Raw genomic sequence first — 25,453 nt, 5'->3', positions numbered from 1 at the left:
CCCCCGCGTAGACTCGGGACATCATGACTGACGCCACCGCTCCCGTGTCCGAGAACGCCCCCGCCCCCTTCGCCGACGTCCCCCAGGTGGACGCCGAGACCCCCGTGCGCGTGCGCTTCGCCCCCTCGCCCACCGGCACCCCCCACGTGGGGCTGATCCGCACCGTCCTGTTCAACTGGGGCTGGGCGCGGCACACCGGCGGCACCCTCGTGTTCCGCATCGAGGACACGGACGCCAAGCGCGACTCGGAGGAGTCCTACCAGCAGCTGCTCGAGGCGATGCGCTGGCTCGGGATCGACTGGGACGAGGGCGTCGAGGTCGGCGGCCCGCACGAGCCGTACCGTCAGTCCCAGCGCGGGCAGATCTACGCGGACGTGATCGAGAAGCTCAAGGCCGGCGGATACATCTACCCGTCCTACTCGAGCCCCGAGGAGACCGAGGCCCGTCACCGGGCCGCCGGCCGCGACCCCAAGCTCGGCTACGACGGCCACGACCGCGACCTCACGGACGAGCAGATCGCCGCCTTCGAGGCCGAGGGCCGCGCGCCGGTCTGGCGGCTGCGCATGCCGGACGAGGACATCACCTTCACCGACCTGGTGCGCGGGGAGATCACCTTCAAGGCCGGCTCCGTGCCGGACTTCGTGGTGGTGCGCGCGGACGGCTCGCCGCTGTACACCCTCGTGAACCCGGTGGACGACGCGCTCATGGGCATCACCCACGTGCTGCGCGGTGAGGACCTGCTCTCCTCGACTCCGCGCCAGATCGCGCTCTACCGCGCCCTGCACGCGATCGGCGTCGCCCGGTACATGCCGGTGTTCGGCCACCTGCCCTACGTGATGGGCGAGGGCAACAAGAAGCTGTCCAAGCGCGACCCGCAGGCCAACCTGTTCCTGCACCGGGACAACGGCTTCATCCCGGAGGGCCTGCTGAACTACCTCGGCCTGCTGGGCTGGTCCCTCTCCGCGGACGAGGACATCTTCACCCCGCAGCAGTTCGTGGAGCACTTCGACGTGCACAAGGTGCTGGCCAACCCCGCCCGCTTCGACGAGAAGAAGGCGATCGCGATCAACGGCACGCACGTGCGCATGCTCGACGTGGCCGACTTCCGCGACCGTCTCGTGCCCTACCTGCACGCGGCCGGCCTCGTGGGCGAGCACCTGACGGAGCGGGAGATGCAGATCCTCACCGCCGCGGCCCCGCTCGTGCAGGAGCGCGTGCAGCTGCTCGGCGAGGCCGTCGAGATGCTCGCCTTCCTCTTCACGGCGGACCGGGACGTCCGGACGGCCGAGGGCGCCCTCAAGGGCATGCCGGCGGACCTGGGGGCCGCCGTCGCCGCGGCCCGGGAGGCGCTGGCCGCCCTGCCCGAGGACGAGTTCACCACCGAGCGCATCGAGGCGGCGCTGCGGGCCGCCCTCATCGACGGTCTCGGCCTCAAGCCGCGCCAGGCGTTCGGCCCCGTGCGCGTCGCGGTGACCGGCCGCAAGGTGTCCCCGCCGCTCTTCGAGTCGCTCGAGATCCTGGGCCGCGACTCCGCGCTCGCCCGCCTGGACCGCTTCGCCGCGGAGCAGGGCCTGGACCAGGGCCGGCCCACCGACGCATGAGCCGGGACGCCAGCACGACGCCGGCCGGCGGGTCCGCGGGCGCGCCCGCGCCGCCGGCCTGGGACGCCGTCCTCTTCGACCTGGACGACACGCTGCTGGATCTGCGCTCCGCCCAGCACGCCGCGTTCGACGCGACGGTGCGCCGGCAGTGGGCCGGGGCCGCCGACGTCGACCCGGCGGTGCTGGCCGAGGCCACCGACGCCTTCGCGTCCGACGCCGGCGGCCACTACGGGCGCTACGTGGCCGGGGAGCTGACGTTCGAGGAGCAGCGGCTGGCCCGCGTGGCCGACGCCCTGCGCGCGCTCGGCGTGCCCGAGGACGCGGCGACCCCGCTCGACGGCCTGTGGACCACCGACTACGAAGAGGTCGTGCGCGGGCACTGGGCGCTGTTCCCCGCGACCGCCGACGTCCTCGCCGAGGTGCGGGGAACAGGCCGTGGCGTGGGGATCGTCACGAACAACGTGGAGGCCTACCAGCGCGGCAAGGCCGACGCCCTCGGCCTGGAGTGGGTCGAGGTGCTGATCGGCTCGGACACGGCCGGGGCCCCGAAGCCGGACCCGGCCCCCTTCCTGGCCGGCTGCTCCCGCCTGGGCACGGACCCGGGACGCACCCTCATGGTGGGGGACAGTCTGCGTCACGACGTCGAGGGGGCCCGGTCGGCGGGGCTCGTTCCGGTGTGGATGAGCCCCGACGCCCCCGCCCACGGCGGGGCGGAGGAGCCGCTCTGGGACGAGGAGCACGCGTGCTGGCGGATGCGGGCGATCGGCGGGCTGCGGACCTGGCTGGCGGCCTGACCCGCCGATTTTGCACGCGCCGCCCGGAGGGTGTAGAGTTCTTTCTCGTTGCCGGAGAGATCCGGGAACACCGGGCTCATGAATATGATGCACATCGGCCAGGCATGCTTGACCGACAGTGGGGTATGGTGTAATTGGCAACACAACGGTTTCTGGTACCGTCATTCTAGGTTCGAGTCCTGGTACCCCAGCGAGTCTTCGGACTCAGTGGACGCGCACGGGCGGAGACGCTCGGACGTGGCGCACGGCCCCATCGTATAGCGGCCTAGTACGCCGCCCTCTCACGGCGGTAACGCGGGTTCAAATCCCGCTGGGGTCACGCAGTCGCCGCCCGGTCCTCGGACCGGAACGGCACGGGCGGATGAACGCATCCGCCGCCTGAACAGGAGACGCAGGCGCAGAAGAAGGTCTCCACGGCATCGCTTCCGCACACGCGGACAGCGCGCTCGGCCCCATCGTATAGCGGCCTAGTACGCCGCCCTCTCACGGCGGTAACGCGGGTTCAAATCCCGCTGGGGTCACCCGAGTGACAGGAAGCCCGGTCCCTGCGGACCGGGCTTCCGTCGTCTCCGTCCGCCGGGCCGGCGGGATGGGCGGTCGGCGCGCGCCGTGAGACGATGGCCCACGTGCCACACACGGATCAGAACGCCCCAGACCTCGGTGTCGACACGGCCGTCCGCCGCGTGCGCGAGCACCTCGCCGCGCTCGAGCTGCCGTTCGAGACCGTCACTGCGGGGCAGGACCGCGCCGAGCGCGAGCGCACCCTGCACCAGATCGACGACTACGTGCTGCCCCGCCTCGACTCGCTCGACGCGCCGCTGCTGGCCGTCGTCGGCGGCTCCACCGGTGCGGGCAAGTCCACGCTGGTGAACGCGCTCGTCGGCCATGAGGTCTCCCGCTCCTCCGCCCTGCGGCCCACCACGCGGCAGCCTCTGCTGCTGCACAACCCCGCCGACGCCCACTGGTTCACGGGCCCGCGGGTGCTGCCCGACCTCGCCCGCGTCAGCGTGCACCGCGACGCGGCCGCCGGCCCCGTCGAACCCGACCAGTCCGCGATGGACACGGTCGCGCTCGTGGCCGAGCCCGCACTGCCCTCGGGCATCGCCCTCGTGGACGCCCCGGACATCGACTCCGTGGCGGACCAGAACCGCGCGCTGGCCCGGCAGCTCCTCGAAGCCGCCGACCTGTGGATCTTCACGACGACGGCGCACCGCTACGCCGACGCCGTGCCCTGGCAGCTGCTGGACGAGGCCGCCGCCCGCGACATCACCGTGGCCGTCGTGCTCGGCCGCGTGCCCGAGGGCGCGGCGGAGGACATCACCCCGGACCTGCGGCGCATGCTCACCGAGCGCGGCCTCGCCGACGCCCGGATCCACGTGATCCCCGAGACCCGCTTCGACGAGCGCGGCCTGCTCCCGCAGGAGCACGTCGCGGGCCTGCGCGCGTGGCTCGAGACCCTCGCCGCCGACGCCCAGGCGCGCGGCGCCGTCGCCCGCCGGACCGTGGACGGCGTGCTGGGCCAGCTGGCCGCCCGCGTCGCCGACCTGGCCCGCGCCGAGGAGGAGCAGCGGCATGCCGCGGACCTGCTCGCCCGGATCGTGGGGGACTCCACGGACCAGGCCGTCGGCCGGGTCCGTGAGGCCACCTCGGACGGCACGCTGCTGCGCGGCGAGGTGCTCTCCCGCTGGCAGGACTTCGTCGGCACGGGGGAGTTCTTCCGCGGCGTCGAGACCACGATCGGCCGGCTGCGGGACCGCCTCGGCGCCCTGGTGCGCGGGCGCCCGGCAGCGCCCGAGGAGGTCGAGACCGCACTGGAGACCGGCCTGCACGCCGTGATGGTCGAGGCGGCCGCCGCGGCCGCCGAGCAGATCGAGCGGCGCTGGGCGTCCGAGCCGGCGGGCCGGGCCCTCGTGGCCGGGCGCGACCTGGGTGCCCTGACGCCGGACGCATCGGCGCGGGCGGCCGACGTCGTGCGGGACTGGCAGTCGGACGTGCTGGCGCTGATCCAGGAGGAGGGCGCGGGCAAGCGCACGCGCGCCCGCCTGGCGGCCACCGGCGTGAACGGCGCGGCCGTGGCCCTCATGATCATCTCGTTCGCCTCCACCGGCGGACTCGCGGGCATCGAGGTCGGCATCGCCGGCGGCGCCGCCGTCGTCGGGCAGAAGCTGCTCGAGTCGATCTTCGGCGAGGACGCCGTGCGCCGCATGGCCCGGCGGGCCGATGAGCTGCTCGAGCGCCGTGTGCGGGCCTTCCTCGAGACCGTGCTCGCGGACCGCTTCCTGCCGCTGCTCCACCTCGAGCGCGAGCCGCAGGCCACCGAGGAGCTGCGCGCCCTCGTGCCGGTGCTGCGCCGCGGGGTGGCCGCCGGCGTCGACGGCCCGACCGGGCCCGAGCACGCCCCGTCCGCCGCCGAGGCGGGGGAGGAGCCCCGATGAGCCGCCGCGACACCCCCGCCCTGGCCCCCCGCCTGGACGCCCTCGGCGAGGCCGCCGAGCTGGCCGCGGGCCGCCTGCCCGAGGACGTCGTGGCCGGGGCCGAGGCCGTCGTGCGCGCGGCCGGGGAGCGCCAGGCACTCTCCGCGGAGCACACCGTGGTCGGGTTCTTCGGGGCGACGGGCTCCGGCAAGTCCTCCCTGTTCAACGCGCTCACCGGCCGCGACCTGGCCCGCGTGGCCGCCACCCGGCCCACCACGTCCGAGCCGCTCGCCGCGGTCTGGGGCGTGGGCCGGGGACAGGGGCTGGACCCGGACGCGGAGCACGGCGACGGCACCGGCGAGGGCGGCGGCGCGGCCGCCCTGCTCGACTGGCTCGGCGTGCGCCGCCGCCACCTGCTGGACGAGGCGCCCGTGCTCGACGACGGCCGCCCCGGGTTCCTCGGCTTCGGCCGCCGTGACGGCGCCGACGCCACCGGCCTGATCCTGCTGGACCTGCCGGACATCGACTCGGTCGAGCGGGGCAACCGCGAGATCACCTCCCGGCTGGCCGGCCACGTGGACGTGCTGGTGTGGGTCGTGGACCCGGAGAAGTACGCGGACGCCGTGCTGCACCGCGAGTTCTTGGCGACCATGGGCTCGCACGCGGCCGTGACCCTCGTGCTGCTCAACCAGGTGGACCGGCTCTCGGTGCGTGACCGGGACGTCGTGCTGGCCTCGCTGCGCCGGATGCTCTCGGGGCACGGCCTCGGCGACGTCCGGGTGCTGCCCGTGTCCGCGCGCACGGGGGAGGGCCTCGAGGAGGTCGGCCGGCAGGTCGCGGCGATCGTCGCCCAGCGCGGCGCGGCCGCCGAGCGCCTGGGCGCGGACGTCGCGGCCCGTGCCGCGGACCTCGCCGCCGCCTCGGGCGAGGGCGAGCCGGCCGGCGTCGGGCCCGGGGACGAGCAGCGGCTCGGGCGCGAGCTGGCCGTGGCCGGCGGCGTGCCGGCCGTCGTCCGGGCGGTGGAGGGCTCGTACCGGCTGCGCTCGGCCAAGCGCACCAGCTGGCCCGTGCTGCGCTGGATGCACTCCTTCCGCGCGGACCCCCTGCGGCGCCTGCACCTGATGCCCGAGCGCGCCGCCCCCCGCCGCGACCGGGACGAGGTCGCCCGCGACCCCGCGCTGCACCGCACCTCCCTGCCCGAGCGCTCGGGCACCCAGCGGGCCGTCGTCGACGGCGCGGTCCGCACGCTGGCCGCCGCGGCCGGCGCGGGGGCCTCCGAGCCGTGGGCCGCCGCCATCCGCCACGCGGGCCGGGAGCACGCCGAGGAGCTCCCCGGCGCCGTGGACCAGGCGATCGCCGCCACCGACCTCGGTGCCGGCCGGGGCAGCTGGTGGCACCCCGTGCTCGACGTGCTGCAGTGGCTCGCCCTCCTCACCGCCGTCGTCGGCGCCGGCTGGCTGGGCGTGCTCGCCCTGGCCGGGTACCTGCAGTTCCCCCTGCCGCCCGCGCCCACGGTCGAGGGCTTCCCCCTCCCGACGCTGCTGCTCGTCGGCGGCCTCGCGCTCGGCGTGCTGCTGGCCCTGCTGGCGATCCCCCTGACCCGGTGGACCGCCGCGGCGCGGGGACGCCGCGCGCGCCGCCGCCTCGAGGAGGCGACCACCGACGTCGGCCGGCGGCTCGTCGTCGACCCGGTGCGCTCCGAGGTGGACCGCTTCCACGCCTTCCGCGACGCCCTCGCCCGGGCCTCCGGCGTCCCGGTCCGGCGGGGCCGCCGATGACGGTGCGCGACCCCGCGGCTGCGGCGGGGGCGACCGTCGGCGACCTCACGGAGGCCGAGCTGCTGGAGGTCGTCCTGACCGGGCTCGCCCCCGCCGTCCGGGACGGCCACTGGCCCGCCGGCACCGTCGCCCCGGGCGACGACGCCGCCCTCGTGCCCGCGCCCCGCGGTGGGACGCTCATCTCCACGGACGCGATGGGGGAGGGCACGGACTTCCTGCACCGCTGGCCCGCCGGCCCCCGCACCCGCGGCCACGACGCCGGCTGGAAGGCCGTCGCCCAGAACCTCTCGGACGTCAACGCGATGGGCGGGACCGCCTCGGCGCTCGTCACCGCCCTCACCCTGCCGCCGACGACGCCGGTCGCCTGGGTGCGGTCGTTCGCCGCGGGCATCGTGGGCGCGGTGCGTCACCTCGGCGCGCCGGACTGCCGGGTGGCCGGGGGCGACCTGGGCACCGGCGGACGGGTCCACGCCGCGGTGACGGTGCTCGGGGACCCGCACCCCGGCGGAGTGCTGTGCCGCACACCGGCCGCGGCGGACCGGGACCGCGTGCTCGCCGAGGGCGCCGACCTCGTCCATGCCCAGGCGGTGCCGGACGGTCCCCGGGCCGCCGCGCCTTCGGGGCCGGGGTGGGCCGCCGCCGGGCTCACCCTGCTGCTCACCGACCGCGCGGAGCTGGAGCGACGGGCGGACGCCCTCCCCGCCGCCGACCGGCCGTCACCGCGGGAGCTCGCCCGCGCCGTCCGCGCCCAGCTGCGACCCCGCCCGCCGCTGGCCCTCGGGCCCGCCGCGGTGACGGCCGGCCTGCTCACCCTCATGGACGTCTCCGACGGCCTGGGCAAGGACGCGCACCGCATGGCGGTCGCCACCGGCGGGGCCGGCTCGCGCCGGCACCGTGGCTGGACGAGGCCTGGCTGGCGGAGACCGCCGCACCCCTGCGCCGCGTGGCCGCCCTGGCCGGGACCAGTCCGGAGGCGCTCGTGACCGGCGGGGGCGAGGACTACGGTCTCCTGGGGCTGGCGTGGCCCGAGACCGAGCTGCCCCGGGGGTTCACGCGGATCGGCGGGCTCGTGCCGGCCGGGGCCGGCCGCCGACCGGGCACCGGCCCCTGTCCGAGTCCGGCTGGGACCCGTTCGCCGGCTGAACGCCCGGGACGAGGTCCGCGGGCGGGTCAGGCCGCGCGGAGGAGTCGCTCCGGGTCGAAGCGGTGGCCGAGGCCGATGACGTCCCACCCGTGCTCGCGCCACGCGGCGACGTCCAGGACGTTACGCCCGTCGATCAGCAGGCGGGAGGCCACGCGTGCGCCCACGGCGTCCGGATCCATCTCGCGGAACTGGCGCCACTCGGTCAGCAGCAGGGTCAGCTCGGCGCCGTCCACGGCCGCCTCGAGAGAGTCCACGTAGTCGAGCCGCGGGAAGCGGGCGGACGCGTTGGCGTTGCCCTCGGGGTCGTACACCCGGACGTCGGCGCCGGCCGTGTAGAGACGGTTGGCGACGTCGAGGGCGGGGGAGTCCCGGACGTCGTCGGAGTCCGGCTTGAACGTGACGCCCAGCACGGCGATCCGCGTGCCGTTGAGCATCTGCACGCTCGCGGGGGTGGGGGCGGGCCCGGAGACCTCGGCCCGGCGGATCCGGCCGTCGCGAGCCGCGGAGAGCACCTGCACCGCCAGGTCCACCACGCGGTCACGGCGGCGCAGGTTGATGTCGTCCACCTCCGCCAGGAACCGCATGGTCCGGTCCAGGCCCAGCTCGGAGACGCGGGCCTGGAGCGCGCGGATGTCCTTGGGCAGGCAGCCGCCCCCGAAGCCCACGCCCGCGTTGAGGAACCGGCGTCCGATCCGCGCGTCGTGGCCGATCGCGTCCGCGAGGGTGCCGATGTCCCCGCCCACGTTCTCGGTGATCTCCGAGAACGCGTTGATGAACGAGATCTTCGTGGCCAGGAAGGCGTTGGCGGCCACCTTCACCAGCTCGGCCGTCTCGAGGTCCGTGCTGATCCACGGGGTGTCGGCCGCGAGCTGCCGCGCGTAGACGCGGCGCAGGATGCCCTCGGCGCGGGGCCCGTGCGTGCCGATGACGAGGCGGTCCGGGGTGAGCGTGTCCCTCACGGCGAAGCCCTCCCGGAGGAACTCGGGGTTCCAGGCGAGCTCGACCTCGCCCGGCAGTCCGGCCTCCGCGCGCACGGTGCGCACGAGCTCGGCCAGGCGGCGCGCCGTGCCCACGGGCACGGTCGACTTGCCGACGATCAGCGCGTCGCGGTCGATCGCCGCGGCGAGGGAGGCGACGGCGGCGTCCACGTAGCTCAGGTCCGCCGCGGTCTCGCCCACCTTCTGCGGGGTGCCGACGCCGATGAAGTGGACGTCCGCCCAGCGGGCCGCCTCCGCGACGTCGGTGGTGAAGCGCAGCCGCCCGGAGGCGACGTGGGTGCGCAGCAGCTCGGGCAGGCCGGGTTCGTGGAAGGGCACCTCGCCGCGGGCCAGGCGCTCGATCTTGGCCGGGTCCACGTCCACGCCGAGGACCTCGAAGCCCAGCTCGGCCATGCAGGCGGCGTGCGTGGCGCCCAGATAGCCCGTGCCGATCACGGACAGCCGCGGCGCGGCCTCCTGCTCGGCGGGGGCGGCGGGCGCGGTCGTCTCGGTCACGGCGGACTCCTCGGTGGTGCGGGGGGTGGCGGTCGGGGACCTGGTTGACGCTAGGCCCCGCGGGTGAACGCGGGAAGAACGGGGTGCCTCCGCGGCGCGTCCCGTCGGTGGCGCGGGCGGGCCTCAGGCCTCGCCGGCGCGGATGAGCTCGGTGAGCCGCGTCGCGGCGGAGACGACGGCGTCCGCGTGCAGCCGGCCCGGCTGGCGGGAGAGCCGCTCGAGGGGGCCGGAGATCGAGACCGCCGCGATGACGCGGCCGCTGGGGCCGCGCACCGGTGCGGACACCGAGGCGACCCCGGGCTCACGCTCGGCCAGGGACTGGGCCCAGCCGCGCCGCCGCACCGCCGCGAGGACGGTGGGTGTGAAGACGGCGCCGGCCAGCCCCTCGACGAGCCGCTCGTGGTCCTCCCAGGCCAGGAGCACCTGCGCGGCGGAGCCGGCCTTCATGGACATGCGGGCGCCCACGGGGATGGTGTCGCGCAGGCCCCAGGGCCGCTCCGCGCTGGCCACGCACACGCGGGAGTCCGCCTGCCGACGGAACACCTGGGCACTCTCTCCCGAGGCATCACGCAGCCACAGCAGCACCGGGCCGGAGGCCGTCGTGAGCCGGTCCTCGCCGGCAGCGGAGGCGAGCTCGGCCAGGCGGGTGCCCAGCACGTAGCGGCCCTGCAGGTCCTTGCCCACCATGCGGTGGTGCGTGAGGGCGGCCGCGAGCCGGTGCAGCGTGGGCCGCGCGATCCCGGTGGCGGTGACGAGCTGGGCGAGCGTGGCCGGGCCGGACTCGAGCGCGTCGAGGATCGCCACCGACTTGTCCACCACGCCGACGCCGCTGGGATGCCGGTGGAGCGAGGGGCCGATGAGGTCGTCCTCGGTGGGTGGGCGCATGGGCTCGGTGGTCATGGGGTGATCGTAGTCGTCTCACTGCGCGGACGGCCTTGGGTGTCGGCGCGCGTCGTGTGCGACCGGGCCGGCCGCCGCCGATTCCGGAATATGAGACGAAATCTCACGATATGGAATATCGCGCCCCGTGGTCGAGAACGGCCCCGCCGCGCCCCACAGTGGTCCGTGAGCACCGGCGCCCCGCGCCGGGCGACGACCGACAGGTGCGTGAGCAGGAAGGTGCGGCAGATGACGACGGCGACGACGGGACCCAGGACGCTGGCCGAGAAGGTCTGGGACGAACACGTGGTGGTGCGCGGCGAGGGCGAGGGCGCCTCCCGCACCCCCGACCTGCTCTACATCGACCTGCACCTCGTGCACGAGGTGACGAGCCCGCAGGCCTTCGAGGGGCTGCGTCTGGCCGGCCGTCCGGTGCGTCGGCCCGACCTGACCATCGCCACGGAGGACCACAACACCCCGACGCTGGACATCGACCAGCCGATCGCGGATGCCACCTCGCGCACCCAGATCGAGACCCTGCGGGCCAACTGCGCCGAGTTCGGCGTCCGCCTGCACCCGTTGGGGGACGCCGAGCAGGGCATCGTCCACGTCGTCGGCCCCCAGCTGGGCCTGACCCAGCCCGGCCTCACCGTGGTCTGCGGCGACTCCCACACCTCCACCCACGGCGCGTTCGGCGCCCTGGCGTTCGGCATCGGCACCTCCGAGGTCGAGCACGTCCTGGCCACCCAGACCCTGCCGCTGAAGCCCTTCAAGACCATGGCGGTCACCGTGGACGGCACGCTGCGCCCGGGTGTGACGGCCAAGGACATCATCCTCGCGGTCATCGCGAAGATCGGCACGGGCGGGGGCCAGGGCTTCGTGCTCGAGTACCGCGGTGAGGCCATCCGGAACCTCTCCATGGAGGGCCGGATGACCATCTGCAACATGTCCATCGAGGCCGGCGCCCGCGCCGGCATGGTCGCCCCGGACGAGACCACCTTCGCCTACCTGAAGGGGCGGCCCCATGCCCCCGAGGGCGCCGACTGGGACGCCGCCGTCGAGCACTGGCGCACCCTCGCCACGGATGAGGGCGCGGAGTTCGACGCCGAGGTGGTCATCGACGCGGACACGCTGGAGCCGTTCGTCACGTGGGGCACCAACCCGGGGCAAGGTGTGAGCCTGAACGACACCGTCCCCGCGCCCGAGGACTTCGCCGACCCGGTGGCCCAGGAGGCGGCCCGCAAGGCGCTGTCCTACATGGACCTGGCCCCCGGCACCCCGATGAAGCAGGTCGAGGTCGACACCGTGTTCATGGGCTCGTGCACCAACTCCCGCATCGAGGACCTGCGGGCGTTCGCCGAGGTCGTCCGGGGCCGGCGCAAGGCCGAGGGGCTGCGCGTCATGGTCGTGCCGGGCTCGGCGCGCGTGCGTCTGCAGGCCATGGACGAGGGCCTGGACAGGGTGTTCGAGGACTTCGGGGCCGAGTGGCGGTTCGCCGGATGCTCCATGTGCCTGGGCATGAACCCGGACCAGCTCTCCCCGGGGGAGCGTTGCGCGTCCACCTCCAACCGCAACTTCGAGGGCCGGCAGGGCAAGGGCGGGCGCACCCACCTGGTGTCCCCGGTGGTCGCCGCGGCCACCGCCGTGCTGGGCCGCCTCGCCAGCCCGTCCGACCTGCCCGCCCTCACCCCCCAGGAGGCCTGAGCCATGGAGAAGTTCACCACCCACACCGGCGTCGGCGTGCCGCTGCGCGCCTCGAACGTGGACACGGACCAGATCATCCCGGCCGTGTACCTCAAGCGGATCTCCCGCACGGGCTTCGAGGACGCCCTGTTCGCCGGCTGGCGCCAGGACCCCGACTTCATCCTGAACACCGAGCCGTTCAGCGGGGGCACCGTGCTCGTGGCGGGCTCCGACTTCGGCACCGGCTCCTCGCGCGAACATGCCGTGTGGGCGCTCAAGGACTACGGCTTCCGCGCCGTGATCTCCCCGCGCTTCGCGGACATCTTCCGCGGCAACTCCGCCAAGCAGGGGCTCGTCGCGGCCCAGGTGGAGCAGGAGGACGTCGAGCGCATCTGGAAGGAGCTGGAGAACCGTCCCGGGACCCCGGTCACCGTGGACCTCGTCACACGCACCGTCGAGTGCGGGGATGTGACCGCCCCCTTCCAGATCGACGACGACACCCGTCACCGGCTGCTCGAGGGCCTGGACGACATCGCCGTCACCCTGGGGCACCAGGCCGAGATCGACGCCTACGAGGCGGACCGCCCCGCGTACAAGCCCACCACCCTGCCGGCCCGCACGGCCGGCTGACCGGCCGCCGCCGGGGGCGCACCATTGCCGCGCGTGCCCGGCGACGCCCTATGCTGGGAGGCGATTCCGGGACCGCCCGCCGCACACGGCGGGCGGTCCCGTTCAGAGACCTCCCCGCTCCGGCGGAGTGGCCGAGACCGTGGCCCTGCGGCCGCGCTGAGGAAGGACGCGCATGGCGAAGCTCTTGACCATCCATGGCGGCAAGCCGCTGACCGGTGAGGTGACCGTGCGCGGTGCCAAGAACCTGGTGCCCAAGGCCATGGTGGCCGCCCTGCTCGGCAACTCGCCGTCCGTGCTCCGGAACATCCCCGAGATCAAGGACGTGGACGTCGTCAGCTCCCTCCTCGAGATCCACGGCGTGTCCGTGGAGTGGGACAAGGAGACCGGGCGGATCACGATGGACCCGGCCGGGGTGAAGTCGGCCCTGACCGCCGAGATCGACGCCCACGCCGGCGACTCGCGCATCCCGATCCTCTTCTGCGGCCCGCTCATGCACGCGATCGGCGAGGCCTTCATCCCCGACCTCGGCGGCTGCAAGATCGGCGACCGCCCGATCGACTACCACCTGGCCGTGCTGCGCAACTTCGGCGCCGTCGTGGACAAGCGCCCGGGCGGCATCTCCATCTCCGCCCCCAAGGGCCTGCACGGCGCCAAGCTCGAGCTGCCGTACCCCTCCGTCGGAGCCACCGAGCAGGTGCTGCTGACCGCCGTGAAGGCCGAGGGCATCACCGAGCTCAAGGGCGCCGCCGTCGAGCCGGAGATCCACGACCTCATCGCCGTCCTGCAGAAGATGGGCGCGATCATCACCGTGCAGACGGACCGCACCATCCGCATCGAGGGCGTGAGCGAGATGCGCGGCTACAACCACATCGCGCTGCCCGACCGCAACGAGTCCGCCTCGTGGGCCTCCGCCGCCCTGGCCACCCGCGGGGACATCTACGTCCGCGGCGCCGAGCAGCGCGACCTGACGGCGTTCCTGAACACCTACCGCAAGATCGGCGGCGAGTTCGACGTCGTCGACGACGGCATCCGGTTCTGGCACGCCGGCGGCGACCTCAACCCGCTCGTGCTCGAGACGGACGTGCACCCCGGCTTCATGACCGACTGGCAGCAGCCCCTCGTGGTGGCGCTGACCCAGGCCAAGGGGGTCTCCATCGTGCACGAGACCGTGTACGAGAACCGCTTCGGCTTCACCGACGCCCTCGTGCGGATGGGCGCCTCCATCCAGCTGCACCGCGAGTGCCTCGGCTCCGTGCCGTGCCGCTTCGGTCAGCGCAACTTCCTGCACTCGGCCGTGATCTCCGGCCCGACGCCGCTGCACGGCGTCGAGTTCGACATCCCGGACCTGCGCGGCGGCTTCTCCCACCTGATCGCCGCCCTCACCGCTGAGGGCACCTCCACGGCGACGGGCCTGGAGATCATCAACCGCGGCTACGAGCACTTCATGGCGAAGCTCGAGGGCCTCGGCGCCGACGTCGAGCTGACCGAACGCGACCGGTGAGCGGCGTGGACGCGCAGAGCCCTGCCGCCGCGGGGGGTCGTCCGACGCGTGCCGCGCGGGCCCCCTACGTGATCCCGGGGGTGATCGTGCGACCGGCGATGCGTGCCCTCGTCCGCCAGGTGTGGGAGGGGACCGAGCACCTGCCCGAGACCGGCGCGATCCTCGCCGTCAACCACATCTCGGAGGTGGACCCGCTCTCCGTGGCCCACATGGTCTACAACCAGGGCCTGCTGCCGACCTTCCTCGCCAAGGCCGAGCTCTGGAAGGTGCCCGTGCTCAAGCAGGTCCTCGAGGCCACCCGCATGATCCCGGTCGAGCGCACCCGCGACGGCGGTCGCTCGCTCGCCGCCGCCCGCGAGGCCGTCGCCACGGGCCGGGCGATCATCGTGTACCCGGAGGGCACCGTCACCCGCGATCCCGACGGCTGGCCGATGGCCGCGCGCAACGGGGCCGTGCGCCTGGCCTTGCAGACCGGCGCCCCGCTCATCCCCGTCGGTCAGTGGGGCATCCAGGAGCTGCTGCCGTACGGCGGCCGCTCCCTCCGCGTCCTCCCGCGCAAGACCGCCCGGATCCGGGTCGGCGCGCCCGTCGACCTCGCGGACCTGCGGGACCGCCCCGTGACGGCGGCGACCCTGCGTGAGGGCACCGGCCGCATGATGGCCGCGATCACCGACCTGGTCGCCGAGCTGCGCGGAGAACCGGCCCCGGAGGGCCGCTGGGACCCCACGACCGGAGCGCGGGTGACCGGGGCATGAGCGATCCGCGCACCGTCGCCGTCCTCGGGGCCGGCAGCTGGGGGTCGGCCTTCGCCCGCGTCCTGGGCCTGAGCACCAGCCCCGAGTCTGCCCGCGCGTCCGAGATCGTGATGTGGTCCCGGCGGGCCGAGGTCGCCGAGGCCATCACCGAGCGACACGAGAACCCCGAGTACCTGCCCGGCATCACCCTGCCCACCTGCGTGCGCGCCGTCACCGACGCCGCCGAGGCGGTCCGGGGCGCCGGCGTCGTGGTGGTGGCCGTGCCCGCGCAGCACGTGCGCGAGACCCTGCGCACCGTGCGCGCCGACCTGGCCCCGGACGCCGTCGTGGTCTCCCTCGTCAAGGGCCTCGAGCGCGGCACCGACGCGCGGATGTCGCAGGTCTGCGCGGAGGAGCTGGGCCTCAGCCCGGACCGGTTCGCGGTGGTCTCCGGACCCAACCTCGCCCTCGAGATCGCGCGCGGCGAGCCCACCGCCACGGTGGTCGCCTCGGCCTCGCGCGCGACGGCGGAGCGCATCGCCGCCCTCACGGCCGGCCGCACCTTCCGGCCCTACACGAACACGGACGTCGTGGGCGTGGAGATCGGCGGCGTGGTGAAGAACGTCATCGCGCTCGCCGTGGGCATCTGCGACGGGCAGGGGCTGGGGGACAACTCCAAGGCCTCCGTCATCACCCGGGGCCTGGCCGAGACCACCCGGCTGGCCGTCGCGCTCGGCGGCGACCCGGCCACCATGGCCGGGCTCGCCGGCCTGGGCGACCTCGTGGCCACGTGCGCCTCGCCCCTCTCCCGCAACCGCACGGCCGGCCGCCACATCGGCACCGGCCTCAGCGCGGAGGAGGCGGTGGCCGCCATGAGCCAGACGGCCGAGGGCATCAAGTCCGTCTCCGCCATCGTGCACGCCGCCCGCGCCCACGGTGTGGAGATGCCCATCAGCGAGCTGATGGACCGGGTGGTCGCCGGGGACGTGGCCGTGGACCGCCTCGCCGAGCTGCTGCTCGCCCGTGACCTGAAGTCGGAAGGACGCACCGCATGACCGCCACCCCCGCCCCGGAGGCCGCCGCCGGCGCGCGTCCCCGCGTGCTCCTGCTCTTCGGCGGGCGCTCGAGCGAGCACCCCATCAGCTGCGTGACCGCGGCGGGCGTGCTGCACGCGGCCGACCGTCAGCGCTGGGACGTCGTGCCGGTGGGTGTGGCCCGCTCCGGCCTGTGGTCGCACGACGAGCTGGACGTGGCCTCGTTCCGCCTGGGCGGCGACGCCCTGCCGGAGGTGCCGGAGCCCGAGGCCCCGGTGAGCCTGCGCGCCCTGCCGGACGGCACCGTCGAGCTGACCGCGGCCGACGGCTCCTCGCTGGGCCCGGTGGACGTCGTGTTCCCGCTGCTGCACGGCCCCTGGGGTGAGGACGGCACTCTCCAGGGCATGTTCGAGTCGCTGGGTCTGCCCTACGTGGGCTGCGGCGTGCTCGCCTCCGCGGTCGGCATGGACAAGCACTTCATGAAGGTCGCCTTCCAGGCCGCCGGCCTGGAGGTCGGCCCGTGGGAGACCATCACCGCCCGCGACTGGGCGCGCGATCCGGAGGCGGCCCTCGCCCGCGCCGGGGCGCTCGCCTATCCGCTGTTCGTCAAGCCCGCCCGCGCCGGCTCGTCCTTCGGCATCACCCGCGTCGCCGAGCCCGCGGGCCTGCGTGCCGCCGTCGAGGAGGCCCGTCGCTTCGACCCCAAGGTCGTGGTGGAGGCGGGCATCGTCGGCCGCGAGATCGAGTGCGCCGTCCTCGACGGGCACGGCTCCGCCGCCCCGCGCGCCTCGCTGCCGGGGGAGATCGTCGTGGCCCACGACGAGGGTGAGACGCAGTTCTACGACTTCGAGTCGAAGTACCAGGACACCGGCACCACCCAGCTGTCCTGCCCGGCCGAGCTGCCGGAGGAGGAGATCGAGCGGCTGCGGGCCCTGGCGATCCGCGCCTTCGAGGCCGTGGACGGATCCGGCCTGGGCCGCTGCGACTTCTTCTTCACCCCGGACGGGCGCTGGGTGGTCAACGAGATCAACACCATGCCGGGCTTCACGCCCATCAGCATGTACCCGGCCATGTGGGAGCGGACGGGCCTGTCCTACGACGATCTGATCTCGGAGCTGCTGGACCTCGCCCTCGAGCGGGGCGTCGGCCTGCACTGATGCGGCCCGCGGCCGGCCCGCGCCGGTCTCAGCCGACGGGTGTGGCGTCCTGCACGCTGACGCAGCCGCCGCTGGACTCGATCTGCGCGACCGCCGAGGACAGGCCCACCATCACGGTGTCCGAGCTGGCCTGGTCCTTGCCGAACAGCACCTCCACGGCCGGGTCGCGGCCGTAGGTGGTGATCCGCCAGTTCTCGTCCTCGTCCCGGATGACCCAGTCGATCCCGTCCACGGAGATGCAGCGGTCCGTGGTGGGGCCGGGGACCTCGGCGCCGCAGCGCAGGACGACGGCGGCCGGGTCACCCCACACGGCCGTCGCCTGGCTGTCGGTGGGGCGCAGGTCGAGGTCGCCCAGGGCGTCGGGCATGGCCACCATGGCCGGGGCACACGCCGGGTCAGCGGCGTGGGGCGCGGCCTCCACCGTGGCCACCCGTCCGGTGCAGGCCGTGGCGCCGAGGGCGATCGCGGTCAGGAGGGGCACGAGACGACGCAGACGGCGGGATTCCATCCGCCCAGGATACGTGCGGCGCCGGGACCCGCGGGGGCCCGTGCCCTAGCATGGGCGGGACCGTTCCCGTCCCCGCCTCAGGAGCCCACGTGAGCAGCACCGCGGACCCCCGCCCCCGCCCCCCGCAGGAGGACGTCGCCGTCGGGCGGCGCCGTCGTCGTCGCCGCCCGTGGCTGATCGCCCTGGCGGTGGTGCTCGTGGCGCTGCTGGCCGTGGGCATCGCGGCGGCGGTGTACGTCGGCGGGATCGCCCGGATCATCGACCAGGACACCCAGCGCTTCGACGGCGGCGCGTTCCCCGCCGAGTCGGGCCGCCCGGGCGCCGCGGGGGCGTCCGCCCAGCAGCCCACCGCGCCGCCGCCCGGCATGGACGCGGACCAGGCCGCCGAAGGCGCCCAGGGCCCCGTCGCCCCGGACGCGGACGAGAAGGCGGACGAGCAGGCCCTCGACGTGCTGCTCGTCGGCGAGGACGCGGGCGCGGAGGGCCGTGACTCCGCCGGCCGGTCGGACACCCTCATGTGGGTCCACGTGCCCGGGGACCGCAGCGAGATCCAGGTCATGTCCATCATGCGCGACATGTGGGTGCCGATCCCGGGACACGGGGACCACAAGGTCAACGCCGCCTACCAGTACGGCGGCATCCCGCTGACGGTGGCCACCGCGGAGAACATGTTCCAGGCACGCGTGGACCACGTGATCGCCGTGGACCTCGCCGGCTTCAAGGGCCTCGTGGACGCCCTGGGCGGCGTCAGCGTGGACAACCCCAGCGCCTTCGTCTCGACCGGCGGCATCGACTTCCCCGCGGGCACCGTGCAGATGGACGGGGACAAGGCCCTGGCCTACGCGCGGGAGCGGTACAACCTGCCGCGCAGCGACTTCGACCGTGTGGAGAACCAGCAGCGCCTGGTCAAGGCCATCGTGGCCGCGTTCCTCTCCCGCGACACCCTCTCGGACCCGAGCCGCGTGCAGGCCGCCGTCGAGGAGTTCGCCCCCTTCCTGACCCTCGACGACGAGCTCGACTCCGGCACCCTCGCGAACCTGGCGTGGTCCCTGCGCGATGCGCGCGACGCCCCGATCGTGACCAGCACGGTGCCGTCCGTGGGCGTGGGCTACACGGACACCGGCGAGGACGTCGTGTGGCCGGACTGGGAGGCGATCGCCCGCCTGGGCAAGGGCATCCGCACCGGCACCCTGGGGGAGGCCGTCACGCAGTGAGCACGCCGCCCCGGCCGTCGTTGGTACGGCACTGGCTCGCGCTCGCGGAGGAGCTCGTGGGCCGGGCCGCGCCGCGGCTCGACGCCCTGAACCTCTTCCCGGTCCCGGACGCGGACACGGGCACGAACATGCTCGCCACGCTGACGGCGGCCCGCGCCGCGGCCGACGCCTGCCCCGCACAGGACGACGTCGGCGCCGTGCTCGCGCACGCGGGCGCGGCCGCGCTGGACTCGGCCCGAGGCAACTCGGGCATGCTGCTGGCGGTCAGCCTGGCGGGGATGGCCGAGCCCCTGCGCGGCCGGGAGCGCGTCGACGCGTTCGCCCTGGCGGCGGCATTCGGGGCCGCCGACCGGGCCGCCCGGCAGGCCCTGTCGGATCCGCGCGAGGGGACGATCCTCACGGTGCTCTCCGCGGCCGCCCGCAGCCTTGCGCGCTCGTCCACCCAGGCTCCCGACACGCCCGCGGTGGCCGGGGACGCGGACCCGGCCGTGCGCCTCGGCCCGGCCGTGACCGTCATGCTGGCCGACTGCGTGCAGGCCGTGGAGGAGACCGAGTTGTTGCTCGCCCCGCTGACCCGGGCGCACGTCGTGGACGCCGGCGCCGTCGGGCTGCTCTGGGTGTTCGAGGCGCTGCGCTCCGTCGTGACGGGCACGCCCGTGGACGAGGAGCTGGCCACCGCCCTCCCCGGCTACGTCGAGGGCGCCCAGGCCGCGGAGGGCGAGCACGCCGCCGAGGCGGAGGCGCCGATCGAGGGGGCCGTCGAGGTGATGGGCACCCTGACGCTCACCCCGCTCGCCGTGGCCGGGCTGCGCCGACGGCTGGCCGACGTGGGGGACGCCGTGATCCTGGCCCCCCTCGGCACCGCCCGTGACGGGCAGGGCCGGGTCCCGTGGCGGGTCCACGTGCACGTGCCCCGCGCCGAGGACGCGATCGGCCCCCTGCGGGCCGCCGGCGACGTCGAGGGCCTGACCGTCACCGACCTGGCCGGGCCGTCGCACGGCGACGACGCCGCACCGGACGGGTGCCATGGCCGCTGAGGCCCCCGTCACCGACCTGCCCCTGTCCGAGGTGCTGGGCGGGAAGCTGCCCGCCCGCCTGGAGAAGGAGCTCGGGCTGACCACGGTCGGGGACCTGCTGGACCACGTGCCGCGCCGCTGGATCGAGCGCGGCGAGCTCACCCCCATCGCCGCGCTGCCCTACGACGCCGAGGTGACCGTCGTCGCCGTCGTGGAGTCGGTGACCACGCGGCGCATGCACAGCCGGCCCGGGTTCATCGTGGACGTCACCGTCGCGGACCCGTCCGTGGCCGGCGTGCCGGGGGCGAGCCTGTCCATGGCCTTCTTCAACGGCCACGACGCCCGCCGCCGCCTCGCCCCCGGGATGACCGCCATGTTCCAGGGCCGCACGACCGAGTACCGCGGCCGGATCACGCTGAACAACCCGGACTTCGCCCTCCTGGACGACGACGTCGCCCCGGGGGAGGTCGAAGTGCGACCGGTCCCGCTCTACCGGGCCACGGGGAAGCTGCCGTCGTGGACGGTCCGCTCCGCCGTCGCCCGGGTGCTCGAGACCGTCGACCTGGGACGGATCCCCGAGCTGCTCACCGAGCGGATCCGCGCGGAGGCCGCCGCGGCGCTCGACCTGGACGCGCCGCTGCCGGGCACCGCCCAGGCGTACCGGGACCTGCACGCCCCGCACGACATCGCCGCCACCGGCCCGGCGCGGACCGCGCTCGCCCTGCGTGAGGCGTTGCTCGTCCAGGCTGCGCTCGCCTGGCGCCGGGACCGGGAGCGGGCGGTGCCCGCCGTGCCCCGCCCGCCGCGGCCCGGGGGCCTGCTCGAGGCCCTGGACGCCCGACTGCCGTTCGCGCTCACGCCCGGCCAGGTGGCGGTGGGGGAGCAGCTGTCCGCCGAGCTGGCCCGGGAGGCCCCGATGAGCCGGCTGCTGCAGGGGGACGTGGGCGCGGGCAAGACGCTCGTGGCCCTGCGGGCGATGCTGCAGGTCGTGGACGCCGGCGGCCAGGCCGCCCTGGTGGCGCCCACCGAGGTGCTCGCCGCGCAGCACCACCGTGCCCTGCTGCGCCTGATGGGCCCGCTTGCGGAGGCCGGCACCCTCGGGGCCGGCGACGGCCCGGCCACGAGGGTCGTGCTGGTCACCGGCTCGCTCAAGACCGCCGCGCGCCGGGAGGCGCTGCTGGCCCTGGCCTCCGGCGAGGCCGGGATCGCCGTCGGGACGCACGCGCTGCTCTCCGAGAAGGTGGGCTTCGCCGAGCTAGCCCTGGCCGTCGTCGACGAGCAGCACCGCTTCGGCGTGGACCAGCGCGAGGCCCTGCGGCGGGCCAATCCCGGCACGCACCTGCTCGTCATGTCCGCCACGCCCATCCCGCGCTCCGTGGCGATGACGGTGTTCGGCGACCTGGACCTGTCGGTGCTCGAGGGGCTGCCGTCGGGGCGTCAGCCGGTCACCACGCACGTGGCGCGGATGGCCCACGGCCCGCGCGTGATCGGCCGGGTGTGGGAGCTGATCGCCGAGCACGTGGCGGCCGGCCACCAGGCGTTCGTGGTGTGCCCGCGCATCGACCCCGACGACGCCGACCCGGGTCACGCCAACGTGGAGGAGATGACACCCCGGCTGCGGGGTCTCCCGGCGCTGGCGGGGCTGCGGATCGACGCCGTGCACGGGCGCATGGACCAGGCCGAGCAGGACGCGGCGATGCAGGCCTTCGCGCGCGGGGAGACGGACGTGCTCGTGGCGACCACCGTCGTGGAGGTGGGCGTGGACGTGCCCAACGCGACGGTCATGGCGATCCTCGACGCCGACGACTTCGGCCTGTCCACCCTGCACCAGCTGCGCGGCCGCGTGGGCCGCGGGCCCGGGGCGGCGGTCTGCCTGCTGGCCACGCGCCTGCCGGACGGGCACCCGTCGCTGCGCCGGCTCGAGGTCCTGGCCCAGGAGCAGGACGGCATGCGCATCGCGCAGGAGGACCTCGCCCAGCGCGGCGTCGGCGACGTGCTCGGCGCCGCCCAGTCCGGGCTGGCCTCGGGGCTGCACCACGTGGACGTCATCGCCGACGCCCCGCTGATCGCCGTGGCCGCCGACGCCGTCGCGCAGGTCATGGCGGCCGGCCCCGGGCTCTCCGCCCACCCGGCACTCGCCGCCGAGGTGGCCCGCTGGGAGGCCGAGCACCTCACCGCCGCCGACTACCTCGAGAAGGGCTGAGCCATGTCCCGCATCATCGCCGGCGCGGCCGCCGGGCGTCCCCTGACCGCCGTCCCCGGCACCGGCACGCGCCCCACCACGGACCGCACCAAGGAGGCCCTGTTCTCCTGGCTCGAGGCCCGCGACTGGCTGGACGGGACGGCCGTGCTCGACCTCTACGCCGGCTCCGGCGCCCTGGGGTGCGAGGCCGCCAGCCGCGGAGCGGCATCGGTGTTGCTGGTCGAGCGGGACCGGAAGGCCGTGACCGCGTGCCGCGCGAACGCCGCGCTGGTCAACCGGGCGCGCGGGGCCGACGTCGTGCGCGTGCGCGCCGGGAGCGTGGAGCAGGCGCTCTCGGCGGAGGCCGCGCCCGTGGACCTGATCCTGGCCGACCCGCCGTACCCGGTGGCCGGCCCGCCGCTCGAGGCCGTGGTGGAGGCGGCGGCCGAGCGGCTCGCCCCGGGCGGGCTGCTCGTGCTCGAGCGGGCGGCCCGGGACGCGGCGCCGCGCCGGCCGCGCGGCCTCGAGGAGGTCGAGGTGCGCGTCTACGGCGAGACCGCCCTGTACCTCTGGCAGGACGAGCGCTGACCCCGCCCACCCGCTTTCGTTCGGGAAACGGCGGCGTGTCGGCCCGTTTTCGTTCGGGAAACGGCGGCGTCTCGGCCCGTTCCCACTGGGGAGACGGGAGGGCGGAACGGACTGGGCTCAGCACGGAACCGCGAGCACGGCGGCCGCCGTTTCCCGAACGAAAATGCTCCGGAGACCGCCGTTTCCCGAACGAAAATGCTCTGGGGGCCGCCGTTTCGTCAACGATAGCGTCGGGGGTCAGGCCGCGCGCAGCCGCGGGGCCGCCTCGGCCAGGCGGTGCATCGCCTCGTCGACGGCATCGGGGGACTTGCAGAACGCCAGCCGCAGCCACGACCGCAGGTGGCCCCCGTCCGGGCGGCAGAGCGCGCCCACGGGGATGCCGGTGACGCCGGCCTCACGCGTCCACCGCACCGCGGCCTCGGCTGCGTCCGTCACACCCCACGGGGCGAGGTCCACGACGACGAAGTAGCCCGCCGCCGGGACGACCGGGTCCAGGCCCGCCTCCCGCAGGCCCGCCACGAGCCGATCCCGGGCGTCGCGGTACCGCTCGCGCTGGCCGGCGAGGTGCCGTTCGGCGTCGTCGGTGGGCAGGTAGGCACCCAGCGCGCGCTGGAAGGCGGGGCCGGAGGAGTAGGTGAGGAACTGCTTGACGGCGCGCGCGGCCCCGACGAGCTCGGCCGGGCCGGTCAGCCAGCCGACCTTCCACCCGGTGACGGCGAACGCCTTGCCCGCGCTGGAGACCGTCAGGGCGATGTCCTCGGCGCCCGCGACCGAGCGCAGGCTGACGTGCTCGCCCTCGTAGACGAGGTGGTCGTAGACCTCGTCCGAGAGGATCAGCACGCCCCGGGACCGGCACAGGGCCACGAGCTCCTCGAGCAGCTCCCGCGGATAGACCGCACCCGTGGGGTTGTGCGGCGTGTTCACGATGAGCAGGCGCGTGCGGTCGGTCATCGCCGCGGCCACCCGCGCCGGGTCCGGAAGGAAGTCCGGCGCCTCCACCGGCACGCTCACGTGCCTGCCGCTGGCCAGGGCGATCGTGGCGGCGTGCGAGTTGTAGAACGGCTCGACCGTGACGACCTCGTCGCCCGGGCGCACGAACGCCAGGACCGTCGCGGCGATGCCTTCGGTCGCGCCCGTGGTGATCATGACCTGCGTGGCGGGGTCCTCCGTCACGCCCCAGTGGCGCCGGCGGTGCTCCGCGACGGCCTGCCGCAGCGCGGGGTCGCCCGTGCCGGGGGCGTACTGGTTGGGGCCCGCCAGCACGGCGTCGGCCGCCAGCCGCAGCAGAGCGTCGGGGCCGTCGGCGTCGGGGAAGCCCTGGCCGAGGTTCACGGCCCCGTGCTCGACGGCGAGGCCCGTCATCGTCTCGAACACGGTGGGCACGGGGCCGGCGTCGCCGAGCAGGCCCGCGGCCGCCGCCGTGCGACGCCACGGCGCGTCCACGTCGACGTCGTGCCGTGCTGCTCCGGGGGTGGGCTGGGTTCCGTCCATGGCCGCACTGTACCCATCGCCGCGGACCGCACACGGCGGCGCACGCCGCGCCCGGCAGGACCGCGACGCGCCGGAGCCGGACCGGACGGGCGTCCGTCGCCGCCCGGCGCGGCCCCCGCTAGGCTGGCACCCATGCGTCGTGCCGTCTGCCCTGGTTCGTTCGATCCCCTCCACAAGGGGCACGTCGAGGTGATCGCGCGAGCCGCGAACCTCTTCGAGGAGGTGGTGGTCGCCGTGTCCTCCAACCCGGCCAAGACGTACCGCTTCAGCGTGGACGAGCGCATCGCCATGATCGAGGCGACGGTGTCGTCCCTCGCCGGTGTCGCGGTCCGGCCCATGGGCCCGGGCCTGCTGGCCGAGTTCTGCCGACAGATCGGCGCGGACGCGATCGTCAAGGGGCTGCGCGGCGGCGCCGACCTCGAGTTCGAGGCCCCGATGGCCGCGATGAACCGCCACCTCACCGGGGTCGAGACGGTCTACCTCCCGGCCGACGCCCGGTACACCCACGTGTCCTCCTCGCTCATCAAGGAGGTCCACGGACTCGGCGGCGACGTCGCCGAGTTCGTCCCGGCCGCGGTCCTGCGCGGCCTCGACGGCGGGGCCTGACCCCGCCCGGCCCACCCGCGGGCCACCCCTCCGCTCGTCCCACCGCATCCACCGCAGGAGAACCGCCGATGACCGTCCCGCCCCCCTCCCGCCCCCGCACCCGCAAGGCCGTGATCCCGGCCGCCGGCCTGGGCACCCGCTTCCTGCCGGCCACCAAGGCCATGCCGAAGGAGATGCTGCCGGTGGTGGACCGGCCGGCCATCGAGTACGTGGTGACGGAGGCCCGGCGTGCGGGCCTCGCGGACGTGCTGATGATCACGGGCCGGAACAAGCGGGCCCTCGAGGACCACTTCGACCGCCATCCCGCGCTGGAGGCCGCGTTGGAGCGCAAGGGCGACGCCACGCGGCTCGCGCAGATCCACGAGTCGGACCTGGTGGGGGACATCCACTACGTCCGTCAGGGCGAGGCCCTCGGGCTCGGCCACGCGGTGAACTGCGCACGCCGCCACGTCGGCGAGGAGCCGTTCGCGGTCCTGCTGGGCGATGACATCATCGGCGACGGCGAGGCGCTGCTCGAGCGCATGATCGACGTGCAGCAGCGCCTCGGCGGCTCCGTGATCGCCCTCATGGAGGTCCCGGAGGAGGCCGTCTCGGCCTACGGCGTGGCTGCGGTGGAGGCCGTGCCGGGGGAGGGCGACGACGTCGTCCGCGTCACCGACCTCGTGGAGAAGCCGGCCCGCGAGGACGCCCCCTCCACCCTCGCGATCATCGGCCGCTACGTGCTGGCCCCGCAGGTGTTCGACGTGCTGGACGAGACCCCGCCCGGCCGCGGCGGGGAGATCCAGCTCACCGATGCGCTGCAGAGGCTGGCCACGGAGGACGGCGAGGGCCGCGGCGTGCACGCCGTCGTCTTCGACGGCCGCCGCTACGACACGGGGGACAAGCTCGGCTACCTGCAGGCGGTCATCGAGTTCGGCACCCGGCACGAGGACCTCGGGGCCGACCTGCGCGCCTGGCTCCGGGAGTTCACCGCCGGGCTCTGAGCCGGGCCGGCGACGCGCGGGAC

The 25,453-nt window shown here is 75.0% G+C and carries 21 protein-coding genes and 3 tRNA genes; 20 read left to right on the top strand and 4 right to left on the bottom strand.

Annotated elements, in window-relative coordinates; genetic code table 11:
- The first annotated feature begins 23 nt into the window (after positions 1 to 23).
- The 8 genes from gltX to SOY78_RS08250 all read left to right on the top strand — a co-directional run bounded on the left by gltX (position 24) and on the right by SOY78_RS08250 (position 7,570).
- Entirely contained in the window at positions 24 to 1,601 is a 1,578-nt protein-coding gene (gltX, locus tag SOY78_RS08285; RefSeq protein ID WP_036382085.1) for a glutamate--tRNA ligase, read from the top strand.
- Positions 1,598 to 2,395, top strand: coding sequence for an HAD family hydrolase (locus tag SOY78_RS08280; RefSeq protein WP_036382082.1), 798 nt, complete (start codon positions 1,598 to 1,600; stop codon positions 2,393 to 2,395). Before gltX ends, SOY78_RS08280 begins: the two co-directional genes overlap by 4 nt.
- Before the next feature lie 119 nt (positions 2,396 to 2,514).
- Positions 2,515 to 2,586 (top strand) — tRNA-Gln (locus SOY78_RS08275).
- 55 nt (positions 2,587 to 2,641) lie between these two features.
- Positions 2,642 to 2,714 (top strand) — tRNA-Glu (locus tag SOY78_RS08270).
- Positions 2,715 to 2,843: 129 nt separating this feature from the next.
- Positions 2,844 to 2,916 (top strand) — tRNA-Glu (locus tag SOY78_RS08265).
- 105 nt (positions 2,917 to 3,021) lie between these two features.
- A complete protein-coding gene (locus tag SOY78_RS08260) occupies positions 3,022 to 4,830 on the top strand; it encodes a dynamin family protein (protein WP_141843521.1) in 1,809 nt (602 codons plus the stop codon).
- Positions 4,827 to 6,587: a GTPase gene (locus tag SOY78_RS08255; RefSeq protein WP_141843522.1), complete on the top strand. Its 1,761-nt coding sequence runs from the start codon at positions 4,827 to 4,829 to the stop codon at positions 6,585 to 6,587. The genes SOY78_RS08260 and SOY78_RS08255 overlap by 4 nt, the downstream gene beginning before the upstream one ends.
- The gene (locus SOY78_RS08250; RefSeq protein WP_324701430.1) at positions 6,584 to 7,570 is read left to right on the top strand and encodes a thiamine-phosphate kinase; all 987 of its coding nucleotides are present in this window, start codon (positions 6,584 to 6,586) and stop codon (positions 7,568 to 7,570) included. Before SOY78_RS08255 ends, SOY78_RS08250 begins: the two co-directional genes overlap by 4 nt.
- Before the next feature lie 187 nt (positions 7,571 to 7,757).
- Here the strand turns inward: SOY78_RS08250 and SOY78_RS08245 are convergent, their stop codons facing one another.
- A complete protein-coding gene (locus SOY78_RS08245; RefSeq protein WP_141843525.1) occupies positions 7,758 to 9,224 on the bottom strand; it encodes a UDP-glucose dehydrogenase family protein in 1,467 nt (488 codons plus the stop codon).
- 123 nt (positions 9,225 to 9,347) lie between these two features.
- On the bottom strand, positions 9,348 to 10,109 hold the full coding sequence (locus tag SOY78_RS08240; RefSeq protein WP_141843536.1) for an IclR family transcriptional regulator: 762 nt from the start codon (positions 10,107 to 10,109) through the stop codon (positions 9,348 to 9,350).
- A gap of 243 nt (positions 10,110 to 10,352) precedes the next feature.
- On the opposite strand from SOY78_RS08240, the gene leuC reads away from it, so the two are divergent.
- From leuC to SOY78_RS08210, 6 genes are all read left to right on the top strand, one after another.
- Positions 10,353 to 11,807 (top strand): 3-isopropylmalate dehydratase large subunit, encoded by a 1,455-nt coding sequence (gene leuC / locus SOY78_RS08235; protein ID WP_141843537.1) that lies wholly within the window; start codon positions 10,353 to 10,355, stop codon positions 11,805 to 11,807.
- 3 nt (positions 11,808 to 11,810) lie between these two features.
- On the top strand, positions 11,811 to 12,416 hold the full coding sequence (gene leuD, locus SOY78_RS08230; protein WP_036338085.1) for a 3-isopropylmalate dehydratase small subunit: 606 nt from the start codon (positions 11,811 to 11,813) through the stop codon (positions 12,414 to 12,416).
- Positions 12,417 to 12,588: 172 nt separating this feature from the next.
- Positions 12,589 to 13,917, top strand: coding sequence for a UDP-N-acetylglucosamine 1-carboxyvinyltransferase (murA, locus tag SOY78_RS08225; protein ID WP_002856412.1), 1,329 nt, complete (start codon positions 12,589 to 12,591; stop codon positions 13,915 to 13,917).
- 98 nt (positions 13,918 to 14,015) lie between these two features.
- Positions 14,016 to 14,672: a lysophospholipid acyltransferase family protein gene (locus SOY78_RS08220; RefSeq protein WP_231862131.1), complete on the top strand. Its 657-nt coding sequence runs from the start codon at positions 14,016 to 14,018 to the stop codon at positions 14,670 to 14,672.
- The gene (locus tag SOY78_RS08215) at positions 14,669 to 15,706 is read left to right on the top strand and encodes an NAD(P)H-dependent glycerol-3-phosphate dehydrogenase (RefSeq protein ID WP_036382068.1); all 1,038 of its coding nucleotides are present in this window, start codon (positions 14,669 to 14,671) and stop codon (positions 15,704 to 15,706) included. The genes SOY78_RS08220 and SOY78_RS08215 overlap by 4 nt, the downstream gene beginning before the upstream one ends.
- Positions 15,703 to 16,842 (top strand): D-alanine--D-alanine ligase family protein, encoded by a 1,140-nt coding sequence (locus tag SOY78_RS08210; protein WP_324701429.1) that lies wholly within the window; start codon positions 15,703 to 15,705, stop codon positions 16,840 to 16,842. Before SOY78_RS08215 ends, SOY78_RS08210 begins: the two co-directional genes overlap by 4 nt.
- Before the next feature lie 28 nt (positions 16,843 to 16,870).
- Here SOY78_RS08210 and SOY78_RS08205 read toward each other — a convergent pair whose 3' ends face one another.
- A complete protein-coding gene (locus SOY78_RS08205; RefSeq protein ID WP_036312910.1) occupies positions 16,871 to 17,350 on the bottom strand; it encodes a DUF3515 family protein in 480 nt (159 codons plus the stop codon).
- Positions 17,351 to 17,439: 89 nt separating this feature from the next.
- On the opposite strand from SOY78_RS08205, the gene SOY78_RS08200 reads away from it, so the two are divergent.
- The 4 genes from SOY78_RS08200 to rsmD are packed head-to-tail and all read left to right on the top strand — an operon-like array spanning position 17,440 to position 22,350.
- Positions 17,440 to 18,564, top strand: a complete 1,125-nt coding sequence (locus SOY78_RS08200; RefSeq protein ID WP_061867859.1) for an LCP family protein — start codon at positions 17,440 to 17,442, stop codon at positions 18,562 to 18,564.
- Positions 18,561 to 19,601: a DAK2 domain-containing protein gene (locus tag SOY78_RS08195; RefSeq protein ID WP_324701428.1), complete on the top strand. Its 1,041-nt coding sequence runs from the start codon at positions 18,561 to 18,563 to the stop codon at positions 19,599 to 19,601. The genes SOY78_RS08200 and SOY78_RS08195 overlap by 4 nt, the downstream gene beginning before the upstream one ends.
- Positions 19,591 to 21,783 (top strand): ATP-dependent DNA helicase RecG, encoded by a 2,193-nt coding sequence (locus SOY78_RS08190; RefSeq protein ID WP_061867857.1) that lies wholly within the window; start codon positions 19,591 to 19,593, stop codon positions 21,781 to 21,783. The genes SOY78_RS08195 and SOY78_RS08190 overlap by 11 nt, the downstream gene beginning before the upstream one ends.
- A 3-nt stretch (positions 21,784 to 21,786) precedes the next feature.
- Positions 21,787 to 22,350, top strand: a complete 564-nt coding sequence (rsmD, locus tag SOY78_RS08185; protein ID WP_324701427.1) for a 16S rRNA (guanine(966)-N(2))-methyltransferase RsmD — start codon at positions 21,787 to 21,789, stop codon at positions 22,348 to 22,350.
- Positions 22,351 to 22,587: 237 nt separating this feature from the next.
- Here rsmD and SOY78_RS08180 read toward each other — a convergent pair whose 3' ends face one another.
- Positions 22,588 to 23,841, bottom strand: coding sequence for an aminotransferase class I/II-fold pyridoxal phosphate-dependent enzyme (locus tag SOY78_RS08180; RefSeq protein ID WP_324701426.1), 1,254 nt, complete (start codon positions 23,839 to 23,841; stop codon positions 22,588 to 22,590).
- 132 nt (positions 23,842 to 23,973) lie between these two features.
- Here SOY78_RS08180 and coaD point away from each other — a divergent pair, with 132 nt between their 5' ends.
- The gene (coaD, locus tag SOY78_RS08175; RefSeq protein WP_036338106.1) at positions 23,974 to 24,447 is read left to right on the top strand and encodes a pantetheine-phosphate adenylyltransferase; all 474 of its coding nucleotides are present in this window, start codon (positions 23,974 to 23,976) and stop codon (positions 24,445 to 24,447) included.
- Between the two features lie 68 nt (positions 24,448 to 24,515).
- A complete protein-coding gene (gene galU / locus SOY78_RS08170) occupies positions 24,516 to 25,430 on the top strand; it encodes a UTP--glucose-1-phosphate uridylyltransferase GalU (RefSeq protein ID WP_324701425.1) in 915 nt (304 codons plus the stop codon).
- Positions 25,431 to 25,453 lie beyond the last annotated feature (23 nt).

The organism is Micrococcus sp. HOU01 (assembly GCF_035609305.1).
In the GTDB taxonomy this organism is placed as follows: Bacteria; Actinomycetota; Actinomycetes; order Actinomycetales; family Micrococcaceae; genus Micrococcus; species Micrococcus luteus.
Note: the sequence above shows the minus strand (reverse complement) of the source record. Positions and strands in the feature narration are given on the sequence as shown.

Excerpts from the sequence above, each read along its gene's own strand:
- gltX (WP_036382085.1), top strand. The coding sequence starts at position 24 with ATGACTGACGCCACCGCTCCCGTGTCCGAGAACGCCCCCGCCCCCTTC.
- SOY78_RS08280 (WP_036382082.1), top strand. The coding sequence starts at position 1,598 with ATGAGCCGGGACGCCAGCACGACGCCGGCCGGCGGGTCCGCGGGCGCG.
- SOY78_RS08255 (WP_141843522.1), top strand. The coding sequence starts at position 4,827 with ATGAGCCGCCGCGACACCCCCGCCCTGGCCCCCCGCCTGGACGCCCTC.
- SOY78_RS08250 (WP_324701430.1), top strand. The coding sequence starts at position 6,584 with ATGACGGTGCGCGACCCCGCGGCTGCGGCGGGGGCGACCGTCGGCGAC.
- SOY78_RS08240 (WP_141843536.1), bottom strand. The coding sequence starts at position 10,109 with ATGCGCCCACCCACCGAGGACGACCTCATCGGCCCCTCGCTCCACCGG.
- leuC (WP_141843537.1), top strand. The coding sequence starts at position 10,353 with ATGACGACGGCGACGACGGGACCCAGGACGCTGGCCGAGAAGGTCTGG.
- leuD (WP_036338085.1), top strand. The coding sequence starts at position 11,811 with ATGGAGAAGTTCACCACCCACACCGGCGTCGGCGTGCCGCTGCGCGCC.
- murA (WP_002856412.1), top strand. The coding sequence starts at position 12,589 with ATGGCGAAGCTCTTGACCATCCATGGCGGCAAGCCGCTGACCGGTGAG.
- SOY78_RS08220 (WP_231862131.1), top strand. The coding sequence starts at position 14,016 with ATGCGTGCCCTCGTCCGCCAGGTGTGGGAGGGGACCGAGCACCTGCCC.
- SOY78_RS08215 (WP_036382068.1), top strand. The coding sequence starts at position 14,669 with ATGAGCGATCCGCGCACCGTCGCCGTCCTCGGGGCCGGCAGCTGGGGG.
- SOY78_RS08210 (WP_324701429.1), top strand. The coding sequence starts at position 15,703 with ATGACCGCCACCCCCGCCCCGGAGGCCGCCGCCGGCGCGCGTCCCCGC.
- SOY78_RS08205 (WP_036312910.1), bottom strand. The coding sequence starts at position 17,350 with ATGGAATCCCGCCGTCTGCGTCGTCTCGTGCCCCTCCTGACCGCGATC.
- SOY78_RS08190 (WP_061867857.1), top strand. The coding sequence starts at position 19,591 with ATGGCCGCTGAGGCCCCCGTCACCGACCTGCCCCTGTCCGAGGTGCTG.
- rsmD (WP_324701427.1), top strand. The coding sequence starts at position 21,787 with ATGTCCCGCATCATCGCCGGCGCGGCCGCCGGGCGTCCCCTGACCGCC.
- SOY78_RS08180 (WP_324701426.1), bottom strand. The coding sequence starts at position 23,841 with ATGGACGGAACCCAGCCCACCCCCGGAGCAGCACGGCACGACGTCGAC.
- coaD (WP_036338106.1), top strand. The coding sequence starts at position 23,974 with ATGCGTCGTGCCGTCTGCCCTGGTTCGTTCGATCCCCTCCACAAGGGG.
- galU (WP_324701425.1), top strand. The coding sequence starts at position 24,516 with ATGACCGTCCCGCCCCCCTCCCGCCCCCGCACCCGCAAGGCCGTGATC.